Genomic DNA, 19,448 nt, shown 5'->3' with positions numbered 1-19,448 from the left:
TTAACCTGTTATCGACCTTTGTTGTATCAAAAAAAGTAAAATGAAAATCAAAAGAATTCAGTTTGACCGTTATGGAGAAGCTTCTGAAATGTATATGGGAGATTATGAATTGCCTCAGCTAAAAAGCAATGAAGTAAAGATAAAGGTCAGGGCTGCAGCAATTAATCCATTAGACTGGAAGCAAAGGAAAGGAGCTTTAAAGTTATTTATGTCCAACAGGTTCCCAAAAGGTATTGGTAATGACTTCTCGGGTATTGTTGAAGCCGTGGGAAAAGAGGTAAATAATGTACGGATAGGAGATGAAGTTTTTGGTACTATGGATGTAAAACACCCCGGGGCTTTTGCCGAAGCATTGATCACACCTGCCGGATATATTTCAAAGAAACCCTCACAAATTTCTTTCTCAGAAGCCTCTTGCCTTCCCATACCTTGCGCAACAGCCTGGGCAGCTTTATTCATAAAAGGAAATATTTCGAAAAGGTCAAGGGTTCTGATCAATGGTTGTATGGGCGCTGTTGGAGCAATGGCTGTACAATTGGCAAGATCAAAAGGAGCTTTTGTTGCCGGCACCTGTTCAGAAAATGATATGGAAAGAGCCAAAGACTTAGGGCTTAATGCTGTATTTAATTATGCAGATAAGAACTATTGGAAAAATATTAAACCATTTGATCTGGTGTTTGATACTTCCGGACTGATGGAACCTGCAATTGGTTTCTCTATGCTTAACCCCAAAGGAAAGTTCGTAGATATCAATCCTACTCCAAAACGGATGCTGAGAGGTTTATTTTCGGGTAAATATAGAATGACATTTGCAACAGCAGGAATGAGCCATCTTACAGAATTTGCCGATATTGCGGTCAAAGAAAGCTTAAAAGCAGGCATCGCGAAGGAAATTGGCTTCTCAGAGGCAATTGACATCATTACAAAGATTGAGAAAGGGGAGAAGGTAAAAGGGAGAGTTGTAATAAGATTTTAATTTTGCAAAATGCCGAAATCAGGTTTAATACATTTTAAAACGATAACAGAGCTTCACCGGTCCTGCGGATTACCAGGACCGGAACATCCATCAATCAGTGTGGTTGACTATGCAACAATAAATATCCGGGCCCTTCCCGCCGGTATCATTTTTGACGGGTACTCAATCGCTGTTAAAAGAGGGACCGCAGGCATCAGAATGATGTATGGTCAGCAACAATATGATTTTGATGCCGGTGTGATGTTGTTTACAGCTCCCAACCAGGTAATACGGATTGAGGCTACACAGAATTCTGATGTAGCGCACTCCGGATGGATACTGTTTATTCATCCGGACTTTCTCTGGAATACATCTTTGGCGAAAACGATAAAACGGTACGAGTATTTTGGTTATTCTGTAAATGAAGCGCTTTTCCTTTCCAATAAAGAAGAAAATATTATCAATACTATCATTCAGAATATTCAGCAGGAATATCACTCAAATATTGATAATTTTAGCCAGGGCATTGTCATCGCGCATTTGGAGACCCTGTTAAGCTATGCAGAACGCTTTTATCACCGTCAGTTCATCACACGCAAAAAAGCAAATCATCAGGTCCTTGATCGCTTGGAAGAACTATTGAATGATTATTTAAACGATGACGTAATTACAAAAGGACTGCCTACGGTCCAGTATCTTTCCGGCAAATTAAACATATCTGTAAGCTACCTGAGCCGGATGCTCAAAGTACTGACAGGGCAAACCACCCAGCAACACATTCATGAAAAGCTGATTGAAAAGGCCAAAGAGAAACTATCTACAACAGATCTGTCTGTTAGCGAGATTGCATATCAGCTCGGTTTTGAACATTCGCAGACTTTCAGCCGGTTATTCAAAAGCAAAACAAATCAATCGCCATTGGAGTTTCGGGCTTCGTTTAACTAAAAGTATAAAAATCCGGCTATATAGGCTGGTTAAAACAACTGTCAGGGGGTTTTTGCTCCGGGATCTGCTTTCCTTACTGCAATCGCATTATAGCCTCTCGCACCTCTTTCCCGCATAAAAGATACCTTATCTTTTTCTTTCACAGGTTCGGATAACTCGTTAACATGAAAGAATATACTTTCCTTCGACTTATCGTCAGTTATAAATCCAAATCCTTTTGAGGTATTAAAGAATGTGACAATTCCGGTTCTGGTCGTATCTTCCGGAGGCCGGGGAGTAGCGCCGATCTGGATGTCTTTCGAATCTATTTCAATTCTGGTTTCTTTCGGAGGTACAGCGCTGAGGTTTCCATTTTCATCCACATAAGCCAGCATATCTTCCAGGCTCTTGCCTTTGTTATTATTCGCTTTCCGCTCCTTCATTCTTTGCGCCTTATCTTCTTTCGCTTTTGCTTTTTTGTTTCTGTTCTCTTTTTTTGAAAATGAATCACCCATACTTACCTGGTTTTAGTTAAATCGCATTATTGCGTAATAATTCTGTCATATCAATCAACATCATATATATTCAGGACTCGATTCCCTTCAGGCTGTATGCCAACAAAATACTCATAATATGAAAGCTTTAAATATAAAAAAAGCGGCAGCTGGAAAAGCGAAGACTGAGGAAGAAAAGAAATTATCCAGACTAAATCAGAAGAAGCCGAGGCAGGAGCCTGATATAATTTAATGAAGATAGGTCTTAAAATCGAATAAATGTGCGATTATTTGGAAAATGCTTAATCTGGTCCGGCCCCAACGCTCATCTGGCAGCTTCCCTCCAAAAAAATAGTAAAAAATATTTTGATAGATAAAAGTTTCCATTACTCAGAAAGGTACGGCTACTTTTACCCCAATATTTCTTCCCATATTGTAAATACCCGACCGCCCGTTAGGCGACTGAGCATAATACTCAAAATATTTTAACCGGCTTAAATTCGATTGATATGCTACGTCAAACAGGTTATTTACCTGGAATTGGACCTGCAACGTCCGTGTACCCGAATATTTTACTTCTGTCGAAAGACTAACATTAAATAGAGTATACGCAGGTGTCGGCGTTTCGGTATTATTCAAACCTAAATACCTGTTTTGTGCAGCAGAGAATTCCATCTCAATTTTCGGGGTCAGGGACGAAAAGTATTTCGATACAGGTTTTATTACCTGCGAAACAGAGCTGAGGAGTTTTAATGGTGGAATGAAAGGAAGATATTCCCCATCAACGCCTTTATACTTGTAGACCGCTTTTTTATTGAAACCATACACAACAGCCAGGCTATTATCAAATCTGAACCCACGTAAATTTTCAGGATGAATGGCGAACCAGATCTCTGTCCCATACAGCTGCGCTGCAGACTGTTGATACTGGTAGGTTTTATTCCCCTGTGCATCTGTAACTGCATTTCCGTTCGCACCTGTTACCAGGTTCAGGTAAATATAATTCCGGATATTATTATTGAATAAACTCAGATCAGCAGAAAAGTCCCTGAACCTCGCGCTTACCCCTATATCTTCCTGTAAAGAGAACTCCGGACTGAAACCCTTGTTGCCTAAGTAAATAATATGTGCACCCGGGTCAAGTCCGTTAGAAGCCATTTCAGTAATGTTCGGAGCCCGGTAAGCCCGTCCGATATTAGCCTTCAGGCTGATCTGGCTTGTTGCCTGGAACGTCGCTCCCAGGCTTGCTGATAAACCCTGAAAATTTTTCTTGTACCCGGCAAATTGTAAAGTACTGTTAGCTGTATCAGGAATATTGATATGCTCATCAAATCCTGTTATGGAGTTTGCTTTTATATAGAAATCATTCCATTGTACAGAACGTATGTCATAGCGTATCCCTCCGCTAACATTCAATTTATCGTATTTCCACTTTGTATGTATATACACACCACCATCATGCAAATTATAATCAGGAATAGGAAAGTCTGTAGCATCCAGGCTTTTATTATTCTGTAACATCCCGTTAAGACCGATAGACGTTTCAATACCTGCAAACTGTGGCGCATTATACCTCAGACCATAGTTAAACGTATTCAGCCTGACATACATACCGGCCTGACCAGGTGCCGTAGGGTGATTATATTCCCTGCGGATATTCTGTTGTACACCTGACAGCAGATCAACACTACCGTTGCCTGCCTGGTAGAAACTGTGCAGGTATGCCCTGTAATGCTGGATATGCTGCGATAGGGCAGGGACCTTATAGGAATTCAGATCAGCCTCAGAAACAACCGGGCGATTTTTAACAGTGTCCTGGTCGCCCTCATAGATCTGCCGGGTGAATTTCCTTGTCAGCGAATCACGGCTGCCATCAGGTATTCCCTGGCGGTTGTCATACAGGGTAAAGTTGAAATGAGTAAACCCCTTGTCTGTTTTATATCCTAAAAGTGCGGAAAGGTTCTTCTCGTTAAAGTTGGTGAGATATACCCTGCCGTCAACCGGATTACGATAGTCTTTTGCCATACGATAAGAACCACGGACCGCAAAGAGAAAATGCGCTTTATTATAATCCAGCCGCAAGCCTTCACCGGTTAAATTATTATTTGTCTGATATTCACTTGTAATCTTCCCATGCAGCCTCCCGTCATTATAATCAGGTATGAAAGGGAAAAAACTCACAACTCCGGCCAAAGCATCAGAACCATACATGAGGCTTGCCGGACCTTTAATAACTTCAGCCCTGTCAATGTTGTAGGCATCCACTTCAATCCCGTGTTCATCTCCCCATTGCTGCCCTTCCTGGCGAATACCGTCGTACAAGGTCAGAACCCGGTTATACCCAAGCCCGCGAATAAATGGTTTTGAAATATTAGGCCCCGTTTTCACGGCATTTAACCCCGGAACATTTTTTACCAGCACATCAATAATGTTACTTTCACTTGTTTGTTCAATTTGTTTAGGGGAGACGCTCACAATGGCAACCGGGTTTTCCCGGATCAGCGTGGCCCTGGAAACACCTGTTACTACCAGCTCATTCAGCATTTTATTACCTGCAACCAGCAAAATATCGAGCTTTATTTTATCCGCCGCTCCCAGTGAAACCCTCTTTTCAAAATGTTCATATCCTAAGTAAGACGCCTGAAGTATATAATTCCCCCTGGGAACATTTTTAATGAGATAGTTTCCTGAACTGTCGGCTATTCCTCCAAAGCCTGTTCCCATCAGGGTAATACCTGCATAGGGAACAGGCTTGTTATCAGAGGTGACCTTTCCCTGGATAGTAACAGTTTGAGCTTTCAATGAGGTAACAAATAATGAAACAAGCACGATTGACAGTATATTCTTCATTTTTCCGGTATGGAATTTAAATGTGTGAAAATATAAATTTAGGCTAGTCTAATAATTTATTTCACAACAACTACTAATTTTAATCCCTTTTTAATATCGGCGGAAGACGGTCGGAAAGGAAGCTTGATATTCTTTTTTACCTGTTCTATTGCCGGTTAAACGCAATTCATTAATTTAGAGAACGGTATATAATTTTTAATTTAACTTGAAATTATGAAGCAAACAGTAGTACCTGCTTTTATCCTGCTGCTCACATTGGCAGCATGTGGTGGCGCCTCTACAAATCAGGCAAAGACAGAGGAAAAGAAAGAAGCAGCTGTAGCCACAGGCACAGCTTATGCTATTGACACCGCAGCTACATCCGTTCAGTGGCGTGCTACGCACAAAGGCGGATTTGCACCACGTTTCGGAGCCATCAAAGTAGTGGATGGTAGCCTCAACGTAGAAAACGGAGCAGTTACCGGTGGTAGCTTCGACGTTAACCTGAATACACTGACAACAGATCCGGCATCTGTTACTGAGAAGGATAAGAAATCAACTGACCTGGATGGCCACCTGAAAAGCCCTGACTTCTTTGATGCTGCTAAGTATCCAACAGCGAAATTCGTTATTACCGGTGTAGCTCCTTATGACAGCACCAAAGAGAAAAGCCTGCTTCCCGGCGCTACTAATCTTATCAGCGGTAACCTGACATTGAAAGACAGCACCCTGAACATCACTTTCCCTGCACAGATCACTGTTGGTGAAAATGATGTTACAGCTAACGCAAAGTTCGTGATCGACAGAACTGCCTGGGGTATCAACTACAAAACTGAAGGTAGCCCTGAAAACTGGGTGATCAGCAAAGACGTTGAGATCGGTTTTAGCCTGAAGGCCGCGAAGAAATAAAGAATTCCGCTAAAAGAAAGGTTTCGCCGAAGGCGAAACCTTTCTTTTGACTCTATACAAACCAAATCTAACAACTACACTTTAATTAATACTATAAAAAAAACTCCTAAGCTCTTCCGCAAAAACATCCGGAACCTCAAGCGCCGCAAAATGCCCACCTTCCCCCATTTTCCTAAAACTAACCACATTCACAAAACGCTCCGCCCACTCCTTAGGAAATTGCGCTTCCCTCGGAAACACCGCCACCCCGGCCGGTACATTACTTTTCTTTAACGACTGTGAATTATCCCACTGAGTAATTGCCCCCGTTTTATACATCCTGACAGAAGTCGCAATAGTCTGTGTAACCCAATAGATCATTATATTGGTAAGCAACTCATCCCTGCCGCCAAATGCCCGCTCAATTATATCAGGTGTTGCGCCGGCATTGATAAAACTCAGTACCCAGCTGGCAAGAGCAACCGGCGAATCGTTCAGGCCGTAAGCCAAAGATTGCGGCTTCGTAGAATGTACCATAGCATAAGCCCCTTCAGCATACCACCACTGTTGTACATCCTGTGCAAATTTCTTTTCAGCTTCAGTCATAGTAGCCGGATCTTCCTGCCCCCTGGGATAACCAACATCAGTAAAATGTGCTCCCGCCACTACGTCAGGATATTTTGAAACTAATGCTTTAGTGACTTCCATACCTATATCACCACCGGCCGCATAGAATTTCTCATAACCAAGGTTCTCTGTCATCAGTATTTTCCATAGGTCAGCAACATCTCCACTGCTAAGGGCCGTTTTTTCAGAGAAACCAAAACCAGGAATAGATGGTATCACCAGGTCAAAGCTTTGATCACCTTCAGTTAGTAATGGAATGATTTTATGAAAGCGGTAATAACTGTCCGGCCAGCCATGCGTCAGTATGAGTGGTTTCGCATTTTTACCTTTTCCTTTGATATACTGAAAGTGGATCTTTAGCCCATTCACATCTGCAATGTATTGCGGATATTGGTTAAGGAAAGACTCTTGCTTGCGCCAGTCATATTCAGACAGCCAATAACGGACCAGGTCCTGCAGGTAAGATTCACTGGTGCCATAGTCCCAGCCTGAGCCCTGCGCCTCACCTGGCCAGCGGGTATTCTGCAAACGGTTTTTCAGATCATCCAATACTTGTTGAGAGACAGCTACTTTGAATTCTGTTACGTTTTTCATTACTGATGTTTTGTAGGTTTGTGAATGAGAACTAGTGATGTTCAATACGAGTAGTGCAAAGAAAATGGGATAGAACTTGTTCATAACAATGTTAGGTTGTATAAAAGCTACAGTTTTAGACAGGGGTGATATTAGATGGCATATTATGCCCGTCATGTCTGAAAGGAAAATATTCCGTAAAGTCATACGCGAGCAGATGCAGGTTTCCGCGTATTTATAGTATTAATAAAATCAAAGATTAAGCATCCTCCGTCAAACTGAAGTTTCTCTAACGTTCTTGTCAATATATAACCGGTTAACAGCTGAATTTAAAGATAAAGGTTTTTTACCTTTAAACGTATTTATAACGGTAAAGTTTGATCTTGATAAAAATAATAAAAGCCATGTGTAAGCATGGCTTTTACCTATCTGGAAAAAGAATATTACTCCTTCACTATCTTCTTTCTTTTTCTATACGGTACTTATTTAAACCATTTTGGCAGATGTGCCAAAACCGGACATTTCATTTCAAAATTGAACGGTTTTTTTATTGATATTGGATTTAGGTTGTTGATTTTCATTTATTTAAGATCTGGTGCTTTCTTTGCCGGCTTTCCCCGGACTTTATTGTACATTCAACTATGCTTAGAAATTACTTCAAAATCGCTTTTCGTAATCTATGGAGGCATAAGATATTTTCATTGATCAATATCATGGGATTGGCTGTCGGGATGACTGCAGGGTTTCTCATTTTCCTTTACGTAAGATTTGAATTAAGCTATGATTCATTCCATAGCAGATCTGAGCGTATTTACCGTATTGTAGCCGATCTTAAAACACCAACCGATATTATTCATGAAAGCCTCGCACCATGGGGTGTGCCTCCCAATCTGAAAAATGACTTTCCGGAAGTAGCGTCTTTTGTACGTGTTACCCGTGCAAATAAGGTTATGGTACGAAAAGAAGCGGCAGAATTCCAGGAAGGAAGTATTCTCTGGGCAGACTCCTCATTCTTTAATGTATTTGATTTTGGCCTGCTTGCAGGCAATCCGCAAACGGCCCTGAAAGAGCCCTTCAGCGTTGTGCTTTCAGAAACAGCCGCCAAAAAATATTTCGGAAAAGAATCCCCCATTGGCCAGACCTTACAGATAGAGGAAGACGGCTATCCTGTAAAAGTTACAGGCATTATGAAAGACATCCCTGAAAATTCGCAGATAAAGGGAGATATAGTGATGTCATTAACCACTATGGTCAAACTATGGGATCCAAAGATGGATAACAATTGGGGCGGTTACGGCGCTTATGGTTACTTATTACTGAAGCCCGGAGCTGACCCCGGAGCGTTAGAGAGAAAGCTCCCCGCCTTTCTTGAGAAACATACCGGAGCAGCAATGAAGCAATCTCAGGTATACACTACTTTACTGCTTGAACCTTTAAGGGATGTTTATCTGCATTCTACCCGGGATGGCCAGAAAAAAGGGAACATTACCAATGTATGCATATTCTCCATCATAGCTATATTCATTATGCTGATCGCCTGCTTTAACTTTATCAATCTCACTACAGCACGTTCTGCAGAACGTGCCAGGGAAGTTGGTGTTCGCAAAGTGGTAGGAGCAGAAAGGGCACAGCTCACAAAACAGTTTATAGGAGAGTCCGTCATTATTTGTCTTATCTCTTTTTCCCTCGCTGTTCTTTTAGGCTGGATGCTGCTCCCTTTGTTTAACCAGCTGGCAGGTAAGACTATCAGCCAAAGCATTTTTGAACATACCGGTTACCTGGGCATCCTGTTACTGTCGGCAATAGGTATAGGTATACTGGCAGGTCTGTATCCTGCATTGGTATTGTCCTCCTTTAAACCGGTAACAGTTTTGAAAGGGAGATTTTCGACCGGCACCCATGGTATACTATTAAGAAAAGTACTGGTGGTATCGCAATTTGCGATCGCCATAGGGTTGATCGTATCTACGATCATCGTTTATAACCAGATGAACTACATGCGTAACAGGGATCTCGGTTTTAACAAAGATCAGATATTGGTGATGGACACCCAGGGTGCTCCCTCCCGGTATGCTTTTAAGGAAGCGCTGAGCCGGATATCCGGAGTTAAGTCAACAGCTATGTCATTAAGTATTCCGGGTGGAGTTAATTCGCAGGCATATTCTGAAGTAGAGAACTTCAAAGGAGAGTTGCAGGCTGGCAGCCTTGATCTTTACTATGTTGATTTCGATTTTATCAACCAGTTTAAAATAAAGATTGTTGCTGGCAGAGCATTTTCGGAGCAGTTTAAAACAGATACGCTACAGGCGATGATCATCAACGAAACAGCCGTAAAGATGTTTGGCTATTCCTCTCCTGAGCAGGCAATAGGAAAACGCTTCAGCCAATGGGAAAGTAAAGGAGTGATTATCGGTGTGATGAAAGACTTTCATTTCCGCTCTTTACAGGAACCTATCAAGCCGCTTAGCATGCGTATTTCTCCCCGTAATGACCAGTTTGTTTCTGTAGAGGTGTCATCTGCAGATCTGCAAAATACCATCGCTGCAATTGAGAAAAAATGGAAAGAGCTGATACCCGGAAGATCATTCAATTACTACTTTCTGGATGAGTTCTTTGACCGGCAGTACCGTAGTGAAGAACGCTTCGGAAAACTATTCCTGAACTTTGCCTCATTAGCCATCTTTATATCCTGCCTGGGATTACTGGGCCTGGTCTCTTACAGTACTGTCCAGAGAGCAAAAGAGATAGGAGTAAGGAAAGTAATGGGTGCATCTGTATCAAATATTGTAACACTGTTATCAAAGGATTTTCTGAAACTGATCATTATTGCAGCGGTGATCGCCTTTCCTGTTGTATGGTTCGCAATGAATAAATGGCTTCAGGATTTTGCTTACCGCGTCACCGTCTCCTGGTGGTATTTTTTAATAGCCGGAGTATTGGCAATATTGATCGCGTTATTTACCATCGGTATCCAGGCAATAAAAACAGCCATCGCCAACCCCGTTAAAAGCCTGAGAACAGAATAAAAAATAAAGCCTTGCAATGTTGCAAGGCTTTATTTTTAAGGTTGCGAAAGAACAGTACTGCTACATGTACCATTAGACTCCAGTCGTAACAGCTGGACAGTCCCAACGCCTGATATCGTAACCCTGCAGGTATTGAAACCGCCTCCGCAGTATTGCCTGTACACGCAGGGAGAGCCCTGGCTGGGTACTTGTTGAAGATTTGTATATCCGTCTCCTGGATACCGGGAATTAGTAGCGAAAGCGCCGGCTATAGCAAGCGCAAACGCTGTTACTGATAAACCAATTTTTTTTAAATTCACGATAGTAAAATTTTGAGTTCAGATACATGCCTACTATTTTCTACAGGTGTTCGGCTTCGCCTGTTCTATTGCAATAGATGAATGGAATACACATTTAACGTACGGTCCTGCAATGCAAACAGCTCATCTCCTTTTATAATAAAGTCTGTAATACGGGCTCCTCCCTTTAGCGGAATGTATAAGGTATGGAGATATTCACCTTTATCCAGTGAGAACACATCTATGATCTCATGCTGCTGCCCGGTTTTCCCGTCTTCATTATCCGCCAGGAGGGAAGAAAGTACATAGATCCTGTTATCTGCAATTCTGGCCCTGCTGTTTACATATGTTGGCGGGGCGGAAAACTTGCTGGTGCCTGTTGACATATCAGCAACCTGTATTTTAGCGATAGTATTGGTATCCAGCGTATGCCCGGTATTGATCACCTGGAGGTTGGTATCCAGTGTTACAAATTCATTCCGGTAGTGGTAAAGATAAACCAGTTGCCCTGTCTGCCTGTCATAATCCAATGTTCCGTCTGTACAAAAAACTCCATCCACCTGTTTGGTAATGATATCCTTTCCCAGCTTCACATAAGGGGAATCTGTCGTGATTTTTACAAGTATATTTTGTTTGTTGCCCAGTGAATCTATATGGATGCTGCGCGATATAAAAGAAGTGAACGAGATGCTTTGCAGCATATTAAAGAAACAGCTTTGAGGCAGGAACCGGTTCATATTCAGATCATCCAGTTTCCCTCTGTATAGAGCAGGAGTGCTCCCTTCTGTCATATATACAGCAGGAGAATCTACCATCACCCTCGCCAGCTTCCATGCATAACGCTCTCCTGCAGGCATGGTCAGCGTCAGTTGCTGCGTATCTTTTAAGTTGAGATTTACCGTCAGCAGATGCTGGGAGGCAGAATAATTACCCAGGTAAATATGCTGATCAGCATAGCCTGCAATATAATAAGCCGGGTATTGCAGATCCAGTGAACGCTTCCACACAGCTGTTACAACAGGTTGCTTACGCATAAACCCGTTTTTATGATCATTAGGCTTATCTGCAAAAGCATACAGTATAAGAACAAAAGTAAAGCAGGCCATAATGCAAATGGCGGCAAATTGGAAGGGCTTCTGCATCATTGTGCATCAGTTATGCGTGAATGGGTTGTCCGGACGCTGTCTGCCTGCTATGTACCCACATTCCCAGCAATGCCAGCAGTACAAAGAATATATTGAAATACAGGTGTTGTTGCCAGGTCATCCGGGAGATCACGCCTCCGCATGAACAGGGTATTTTCTCTGACAATGTCACCAGTACAATAATATAGGTAGTGAAAAGCATCATCATGGCAAAAGAGGCGTAAAGACCGGCGCGCCGGTAGCGGGGAACGGCCAGCAATATGGCGATAGCTATTTCAGCCAGGGGAACTGCAATTGCCAGCACAGGGGCAAACCTGGTAAGCAGGGGAGACTGTCCTATCACAGCACGGAAGTTCTCATGATCCAGGAACTTGCTGACTGCAGTGTAAACGAACAATAAGATGAATAAGAAACTTATTATCTCCAGTACAGATTTTCGTAACATGGATTATGGATTTGGGCATGGAAGTAGCCGGGTTCTCACTTGTGTCAGTGGCTATCAGTAATCCTAATTTAAGAAAATATTCTGAAAATATCCTCATTATTTAAAAATTCAGCCGCGCGCAGCGCAAAAAAAAAACTCAAAAAAATCGCTTTTACCGAAGGTAAAAGCGATTTTTTTGAGCAACTTCCCCGCCCCCTGAAAAGACATATATTAACCCGGCTTTAATAACATCAAAACTCCAACGGCAACACCATTTCTTTCACCACCGGTTCCAGCCTCTCCAATGACAGCTGCAACCGCTGCTGCATCTTCTTTTTCTCTGTTAAATTAAATAGCAGCCATTGTACAGGGTTTTTATGCAGGTATACATCCATCGTTAACCGGGATTTACCATCAGGCGCTTTTTGAATAGTAAAATAAGTAGCGCTTTTCCGTTTTATATCAGTTTCACTGAAAATTATCTTTTCTTCAGGATTATAAACAAAACTGCTGATGAACATCATTATTTTCTGACCGTTTTCCAGGACATACTGATGGCGGCTGCCTACACCCGGTAAAAAATGTTCTATCTCATTCACTTCTTTTATCCCTACCAGCCACTGATGACGGAATTCGTAATGTATTACCGTAAAACAGAGCGTTTTAATATCCACCTCATAATCCCTGTATACAGAAAGTACTTTGATCTTATCAGAAAGCTCCAGTTGCAGATCAGGCTCGGAAGGAAGATCAATCTTTAACTGGGTCAGCTGCGTATAATGAAAAGGTATCTGGCCAATTTCCGTTTGTTTGATACTCGCATCCCATTTCATCCATTCCGCCAGTCCAGGCGGATTATCCTGCAACAGGTTATCCGTCACCAGCCAGTATTCATGCTGCTCAATATCATTCTTCAGCAACTGATGGGCAACGATCACATCTTTGCCAATAAGCTTACTGAAATTCTTCACATTATAGGTAGTGAACTCGCCGTAATGGGTAATTACTTTCAACGTAAGGTCCACGGCAGATAAACATGCTTTACACTGGCATATTCTGCGCTGATGGTAAGCATTCAGATGACGGTGAAATTCACAGAACATTTTCTCCACCTGTTTGTATAATGCTTCCAGTTCCAGCGGTTCGCCAAATTTGTAGAACAGGATGGCGTCCCCTTCAATCTCAGAGATCTCAAGCCCGGTGTTGTTGGAGTTGATCAATACCTCCAGCAGCTGCTGTATGATATGCCGGCCATGATCTATCTCTATTTCATTGACAAAACGGGTAAAGCCACTTATATCCGGGATAAAAAGCAGGCCTTTATTTTGCATCTCTTTTTTACTAAAGTTAGTAAAAAAGCCTGTAACCGGGTTAAAGTGCTACCCGGTACACAACGTAACCCTTTCCGTAGTTGTCAGGATCATGTTTTACATATAACGTTATGGACCGGGGCCCGGCGGCAGTCAGCATACCAGGGCCTTTTTCAAGCGCCTCTGCAAGATCTGCCTGAACGGTAGCATCTGCAGGAGATAACAGGTAATTACGGTAATAATATTTATCAGTGTCCTTTCTCAGGAAGAAGACTTCCGATGGCGCAAGGAAACCAAATAATGGCAGAGCAAACGTATCCTGTCCCTTATATTTTTCCGTTTCAACAGTTCTGACATACTCAAACCAATAGGAGGGCGCATCCATCAGGTTGCTGGGAGCAACCACTACTTTGGCCTTGATAACATACGTATAACCAATTTCCCGCTGATCAAACTTATCTACATAAGTGCCCAGGGAATTTTTTCTGTCCGTATTTAAAAATAACCGTGAATCAGAGCCCGTCCTGTAATGATCCACGAAAAGCTCAACCACCTGCCCGGCCTTCGGCTTTGAAGGGTCAAATTCATCTTTGGAGCAGGCTGCAAATAATAGTACAAAGGGAAGAAAGAGTAAAAAATGTTTCATAAAGCGGTAGTATATAGTTAAATGGATGTTAGGTAAAACGGCCGGCCGGGGTAAATGTTACATTTTAATGAGAAAAAAGTATAAGTAAATGCTAAAATTAGACAAGGAAGGTCTGCCTCTTTTTCAATTCCTTTTCTTTAATTTTAAAACAAGTTCCACGATGATAACTTAATACCCTTAAGTTAGTTCCATTATGAAAGATCGACAGTTCCTAGCCCGATAGCCGCATCTGATCTTCTTCACAAGTCAACTTTAAATTATGACATTAAATATTCTGTAACGCTTTTTCCCCGGCTCCTTATATGCAATCGTTTGCATAGCTGATAGTATATTCCCATAAAAATATATGGGAAAGGGATTTTTATCGCCCTTATATGCAATCGTTTGCATTTCGAAATGCTTATCCACGTTGTCTTTGCTCTATAATTAAAAATTCCGTTATGAAAGATGTCATCCGCACTATCTGCAGCATAAGTAAAATCGGGACATATTGCCTGGTCCTTTTATCAAACAGTTTATACGCCCGGCAACCTGTAAATAAAGAAATGGTGACTATTAAAGGAACAGTTACCGGAGAACAGGGAGACCCGCTCCCGGGAGCCGTCGTAAGACTGAAAGGAGGTAGTGTCGGAACAGCAGCTTCGGCCGGCGGACAATTCACCATCAGCGTTCCCCGGCAATCCATACTCAGCGTCTCTTTTACAGGCTATCTCCGCAAAGAGGTCGTCATCGGGAACGAAGATCAATCCTCTCTTATCATTCCTATGCAGATAGATAACAAAGGCCTCAATGAAGTAGTCGTGGTCGGATACGGTACACAAAGAAAATCAGATGTTACAGGCTCAATCATCTCTATCAAAGAACAGACACTCAGAGAAGTGCCCGTAGCCAATTTAAGCCAGGCCCTGCAGGGCAGAGGGGCCGGAATAGACGTACAGAAGAACGGTGGTAACAGCAAACCCGGCGCAAAACCGAAAATATTGATAAGAGGCACCAGGTCTGTGAACGCAGCAAATGACCCGCTGTTCATCGTAGACGGTATTCCCTTTAACGGAGATATCAATGATCTGAACCCGGACGATGTAGTGTCTGTAGAAGTATTGAAAGATGCCTCCGCAACAGCTATCTACGGCTCAAGAGGCGCCAACGGCGTTATCCTTGTCAGCACCCGCAGGGGCAGAACAGGTAAACCCGTAATAACCTACAGCGCCTATACGGGATTCGTCAAAAATATGGGCGAATATGATGTGATGGATGCCCAACAATTCACCACTTTCAAAAAATGGGCACTGATCAATGAAACACCAGGTAAATATAGAGGCCTGGATGATCCCGCCTTCTATACCAACGGAAGCTTCAGCCAGGAAGAAGTACAGGGAATTCAAACAGGACGCAATACCAACTGGCAGAAACTGATCTATAAAACCGGTATGACCACCAACCATCAACTGGGAGTTACCGGTGGCTCGGAAACAACGCAATACGCATTATCCGGCGGCTATTACCGGGAAACAGGCATCTACTCAGGACAATCCTTCGAAAGATTCTCCGTTAAAGCCAGCGTTGACCAGCAGATCGGAAAAGCAGTAAAAATAGGACTGAACACCCTCAACACCTATTCCATCACAAACGGGGAGAATGCCAACCCAATGGGACAGGTACTGAGAGCTAACCCGCTGGTATCGCCATACGATAGTTCCGGCGCTTTGCTGAACGCATACGTGCCCGGCACCGCCAGCCAGGTATGGAACCCATTAGCCAACTTCCTGCCGGGCGCCGCAGTTGAAAGACGCAAAAGGTTCGGGACCTTCACCACTTTATATGCAGAGGTAAACCTCGCCCGCGGACTGAAATACAGGTTCAACGCAGGTGCAGAATTAAGAAATGATGTATATGGTAATTTCTACGCCAGCAAAACAACTTACAACCAGGGCACCTTATCTACCTCCAGCAACCAGACCAGTATCACGCTCGATTATACGCTGGAAAACCTCCTGCTCTATGAAAAGCAGCTCGGTAAACATAAGATCAGCTTCACCGGGTTATATAGCCTGCAGGAATCTGAACTGCAATCCAACTCATTCAATAATAATTCCATCCTCGCAGATTTCCTCCAGTATTATAATCCACAGTATTCATCCAACCTGGCAGGCTCAGGCAAATATGAGAAATGGGATATCCTCTCTTACATGGCAAGACTTAACTATAACTATGATGAAAAATATCTACTTACCCTGACCTTGCGTTCAGATGGTTCTTCCCGCCTGGCGCCGGGAAACAAGTACCACGTATTCCCCTCCGTTGCAGCTGCATGGAACCTCTCCCAAGAACCTTTCCTGGCAAAAACACATGCTATCTCCAATCTGAAATTAAGAGTTGGATATGGCTCCGTCGGCAATACAGCTATCTCTCCATACCAGACACTGGGAGCTTTATCTCCCGTTACCTATAACTATGGCTCCACCAACGTTACAGGAGCATATCCCACTAATGTGCCCAACCCGGCTCTCACATGGGAATATACAGCTACCCTGAACGCAGGAATTGATATAGGCCTCTGGGATAATCGCGTAACAGGATTGGTGGAAGTTTACCAGCAGCAGACAAGGTCCTTGTTGTTACCGCAAACCTTACCACCCACCTCTGGTATCCCCAACGCCATCCTGACCAATGTCGGAAAGACATCTAACAAAGGAATAGAGCTGCAGCTCAGCACCGTAAATATCAGGCAGCCAGGCAACGGATTCAGCTGGACCACAGACCTGAATGTTTTTATTAACCGTGGAAAGATAACCCAGCTGGCCAATGGAGTTACAAGAGACATTAACAACAACTGGTTTGTAGGATATCCCATTGGCGTCATTTACGATTATAAGAAAGAAGGCATCTGGCAGAATACGAAAGAAGATTCCCTGACAGCCAGGGCATACAAACAAACAGTAACTCACCCCGGCTCCGTAATAGGTCAGATCAGGCTGGCAGATACCAACGGAGACTCTCTTATTAATGCCGATGACCGTATAATACTCGGCTCCAATCAGCCTGAATGGGAGGGAGGTATTACCAACCGCTTTACTTTTAAAGGATTCGATTTTACCATCGTTGCATTTGTAAGAATGGGCGGGACCATCGTTAGTAAAATGCATCAGAGCAGCAGCTTTATCAATACCTATCAGAGTAATTACAATAACCTGGATGTAGAATACTGGACTCCCGGCAGCGGACAGAACTTTTATCCCAAACCCAATCACGCCAATACCAATACTCCCAACAGCTCATTGCTGAGTTACTTCGATGGAAGCTACCTGAAGATACGGTCACTGAGCCTTGGCTATAACCTGTCGCCCACCATGGTAAAACGAATGAAAGTAGACGCGCTGCGGATCTATGCTACTGCACAGAATCCCTTTATCCTCTTCTCTCCATACAGGAACAGGTATAAAGGGATCGACCCCGAAACCGCCATGGGATCAGGGTCCGGCACCAATAACCAGGGGGCGTTGAATGTAGACACACCAGGCACCTGGTCCATGATATTCGGTCTCAACTTGTCTTTATAAAAAATACAACCCTGCTTCAGCCTGGTCATGACCGCACTGAAAGACTACAAAAAATACCAGATTATGAAAAAGCTCTTACTATATATGATCGCTTTCCTCTTTGCAGGTTGTAAGGACAAACTGGTAGAAGAACCACGCTCTGTTCTTACCCCTGAATTCTTTTCTACCGCACAGGGATTTGAAGCCGGTCTTAACGCGGCCTACGCAGGTACCCGCTGGATCTGGGGGCCACAGGATTATTATAACCTGACAGTATGCGGAACAGATGAATTTAAAAGAGGCGTAGACGGTAGCTCAGATCTGAACACTTATTCCAGCAACTACACACCCTCAAATACCAACGTAGGCAACGTCTGGAAATATTGTTACACATACATCAATACCTGCAATGGTCTTATAGATAATGCGCCTGTAATAACAGGCATGGATTCAGTGCTTAAAAAGAGGATGGTAGGAGAGGCCAGGTTCCTGCGCGCCAATTATTATTTCATCCTGGTACAGTCATGGGGCGATGTGACGTTGAACAAAAGCTTCCAGAATACCCCAACTACCTCGGCTACACGCGACCCTATGGCCAGCGTATATGACTTTATTATTGAAGATCTTACCGCCGCCATCACCGCCCTGCCACCAGGGCCGCTCTCTGCAGGCGTACAGCCAGGCAGGGCCACAGCAGCAGCAGCCACCCACCTGCTGGCAAAAGTATACCTGACAAGAGCGGGTTCTGCCGCTAAAGAAGCAGATGATTATAAGAACGCCTGCACAACAGCGGCAACACTGATCAATAACAGTGCTTCGTCAGGAATAGGACTGCTACCCGATTTCGGGAAAGTATTCCAGGAAGGCAATGAAGGAAATATGGAAGTACTATGGTCCGTACAGCATACCTCCAACCTGGCATATAACGGCTCCCCCAAACAGGATAACAGGGACGCAGACAACCTGTTATGTCACCTGTGGGTGCCCCAGTATGAAAATCAGCCCGGCATGCAGCGGGATGTTTTTTACGGCCGCCCTTACATAAGGGCCATTCCCACACGCTGGCTCACAGATACCGTATTCGCAGAAAGAGTGAACGATACCCGGTATAACAAAACCTTCCAGACAACATGGATCTGTAATGCCCGCAAGCTGATCCCCAACTGGCCCGACCCGCTACCACCAGGAGCACCGGCAAATGCACAACCTGGAAAACCAAGGTTCGGGCCCGGAGATACAGCCATCTATATGCCCGGTTATGAAGTGCCCGATGCACAGATAAAGGCAACACCCTACCAGGTCATTACACCCAATAGATATGCTCCCACTTTAGCGCCCACTGTGACAAAATATTTCGATACCAAACGCTCAGACATGAACGCGCCTTCCATCAGGCCAATCATCGTTTACAGGCTGGCAGATACTTACCTGGTAGCAGCAGAAGCAGCTTTCATGGATGGCCGCCCGGGAGATGCACTGCCTTTTATAAACGCTGTTCGCAGAAGAGCGGCATACCCTACCGGCAATCCACAGGCCATGGAAGTACAGGCTTCCGATCTTTCGCTCGATTTTATCCTGGACGAACGCTCCAGGGAACTATGCGGAGAATTAACAAGGTGGCAGGACCTTGTAAGAACAGGACAATTACTGAAACGGGTAAGGTTACATAATACAGATGCCCAGAAGAATATACAGGAGAAACACACGCTCCGGCCTATTCCCCAGGGACAGATAGACGCAACCACCACCGGTCCTCAATATCCACAGAATCCACTATGGTAATTAAAAAT

At 43.6% G+C, this 19,448-nt stretch carries 14 protein-coding genes; 6 read left to right on the top strand and 8 right to left on the bottom strand.

Annotated elements, in window-relative coordinates; translation table 11 throughout:
* Nucleotides 1-40 precede the first annotated feature (40 nt).
* Together GO493_RS18840 and GO493_RS18835 are read left to right on the top strand one after the other, a co-directional pair.
* Complete coding sequence (locus GO493_RS18840) at nt 41-976, top strand: NADP-dependent oxidoreductase (protein ID WP_198315758.1); 936 nt, start codon at nt 41-43, stop codon at nt 974-976.
* Nucleotides 977-985: 9 nt separating this feature from the next.
* Nucleotides 986-1,900 (top strand): helix-turn-helix domain-containing protein, encoded by a 915-nt coding sequence (locus tag GO493_RS18835; RefSeq protein WP_157307780.1) that lies wholly within the window; start codon nt 986-988, stop codon nt 1,898-1,900.
* A gap of 41 nt (nt 1,901-1,941) precedes the next feature.
* Here GO493_RS18835 and GO493_RS18830 read toward each other — a convergent pair whose 3' ends face one another.
* Complete coding sequence (locus GO493_RS18830) at nt 1,942-2,394, bottom strand: cold shock domain-containing protein (RefSeq protein WP_157307779.1); 453 nt, start codon at nt 2,392-2,394, stop codon at nt 1,942-1,944.
* Nucleotides 2,395-2,763: 369 nt separating this feature from the next.
* Nucleotides 2,764-5,223, bottom strand: a complete 2,460-nt coding sequence (locus GO493_RS18825) for a TonB-dependent receptor (RefSeq protein ID WP_157307778.1) — start codon at nt 5,221-5,223, stop codon at nt 2,764-2,766.
* Between the two features lie 213 nt (nt 5,224-5,436).
* Between GO493_RS18825 and GO493_RS18820 the strand changes: the two genes are divergently transcribed.
* The gene (locus GO493_RS18820) at nt 5,437-6,111 is read left to right on the top strand and encodes a YceI family protein (RefSeq protein ID WP_157307777.1); all 675 of its coding nucleotides are present in this window, start codon (nt 5,437-5,439) and stop codon (nt 6,109-6,111) included.
* Nucleotides 6,112-6,192: 81 nt separating this feature from the next.
* Here GO493_RS18820 and GO493_RS18815 read toward each other — a convergent pair whose 3' ends face one another.
* Complete coding sequence (locus tag GO493_RS18815; RefSeq protein ID WP_157307776.1) at nt 6,193-7,311, bottom strand: epoxide hydrolase family protein; 1,119 nt, start codon at nt 7,309-7,311, stop codon at nt 6,193-6,195.
* 620 nt (nt 7,312-7,931) lie between these two features.
* Between GO493_RS18815 and GO493_RS18810 the strand changes: the two genes are divergently transcribed.
* The gene (locus GO493_RS18810; protein WP_157307775.1) at nt 7,932-10,316 is read left to right on the top strand and encodes an ABC transporter permease; all 2,385 of its coding nucleotides are present in this window, start codon (nt 7,932-7,934) and stop codon (nt 10,314-10,316) included.
* A gap of 35 nt (nt 10,317-10,351) precedes the next feature.
* Here GO493_RS18810 and GO493_RS18805 read toward each other — a convergent pair whose 3' ends face one another.
* From GO493_RS18805 to GO493_RS18780, 5 genes are all read right to left on the bottom strand, one after another.
* Nucleotides 10,352-10,615 carry a DUF6520 family protein gene (locus GO493_RS18805; RefSeq protein ID WP_157307774.1) on the bottom strand — a complete coding sequence of 88 codons (264 nt, stop codon included), beginning with the start codon at nt 10,613-10,615 and terminating at the stop codon, nt 10,352-10,354.
* Nucleotides 10,616-10,680: 65 nt separating this feature from the next.
* Entirely contained in the window at nt 10,681-11,628 is a 948-nt protein-coding gene (locus GO493_RS18795; RefSeq protein WP_157307773.1) for a hypothetical protein, read from the bottom strand.
* Nucleotides 11,629-11,749: 121 nt separating this feature from the next.
* Nucleotides 11,750-12,184 (bottom strand): MauE/DoxX family redox-associated membrane protein, encoded by a 435-nt coding sequence (locus GO493_RS18790; RefSeq protein ID WP_157307772.1) that lies wholly within the window; start codon nt 12,182-12,184, stop codon nt 11,750-11,752.
* 230 nt (nt 12,185-12,414) lie between these two features.
* Nucleotides 12,415-13,494 (bottom strand): DUF2652 domain-containing protein, encoded by a 1,080-nt coding sequence (locus tag GO493_RS18785; protein ID WP_157307771.1) that lies wholly within the window; start codon nt 13,492-13,494, stop codon nt 12,415-12,417.
* A gap of 40 nt (nt 13,495-13,534) precedes the next feature.
* Nucleotides 13,535-14,119: a hypothetical protein gene (locus tag GO493_RS18780; RefSeq protein ID WP_157307770.1), complete on the bottom strand. Its 585-nt coding sequence runs from the start codon at nt 14,117-14,119 to the stop codon at nt 13,535-13,537.
* 440 nt (nt 14,120-14,559) lie between these two features.
* On the opposite strand from GO493_RS18780, the gene GO493_RS18775 reads away from it, so the two are divergent.
* Both GO493_RS18775 and GO493_RS18770 read left to right on the top strand, forming a co-directional pair.
* The gene (locus GO493_RS18775) at nt 14,560-17,679 is read left to right on the top strand and encodes a SusC/RagA family TonB-linked outer membrane protein (protein ID WP_157307769.1); all 3,120 of its coding nucleotides are present in this window, start codon (nt 14,560-14,562) and stop codon (nt 17,677-17,679) included.
* 63 nt (nt 17,680-17,742) lie between these two features.
* Entirely contained in the window at nt 17,743-19,440 is a 1,698-nt protein-coding gene (locus GO493_RS18770) for a RagB/SusD family nutrient uptake outer membrane protein (protein ID WP_157307768.1), read from the top strand.
* The last annotated feature ends 8 nt before the right edge of the window (nt 19,441-19,448 follow it).

Source organism: Chitinophaga tropicalis (genome assembly GCF_009758205.1).
GTDB lineage: Bacteria > Bacteroidota > Bacteroidia > Chitinophagales > Chitinophagaceae > Chitinophaga > Chitinophaga tropicalis.
This window is presented reverse-complemented; position numbering and strand designations above follow the sequence as displayed.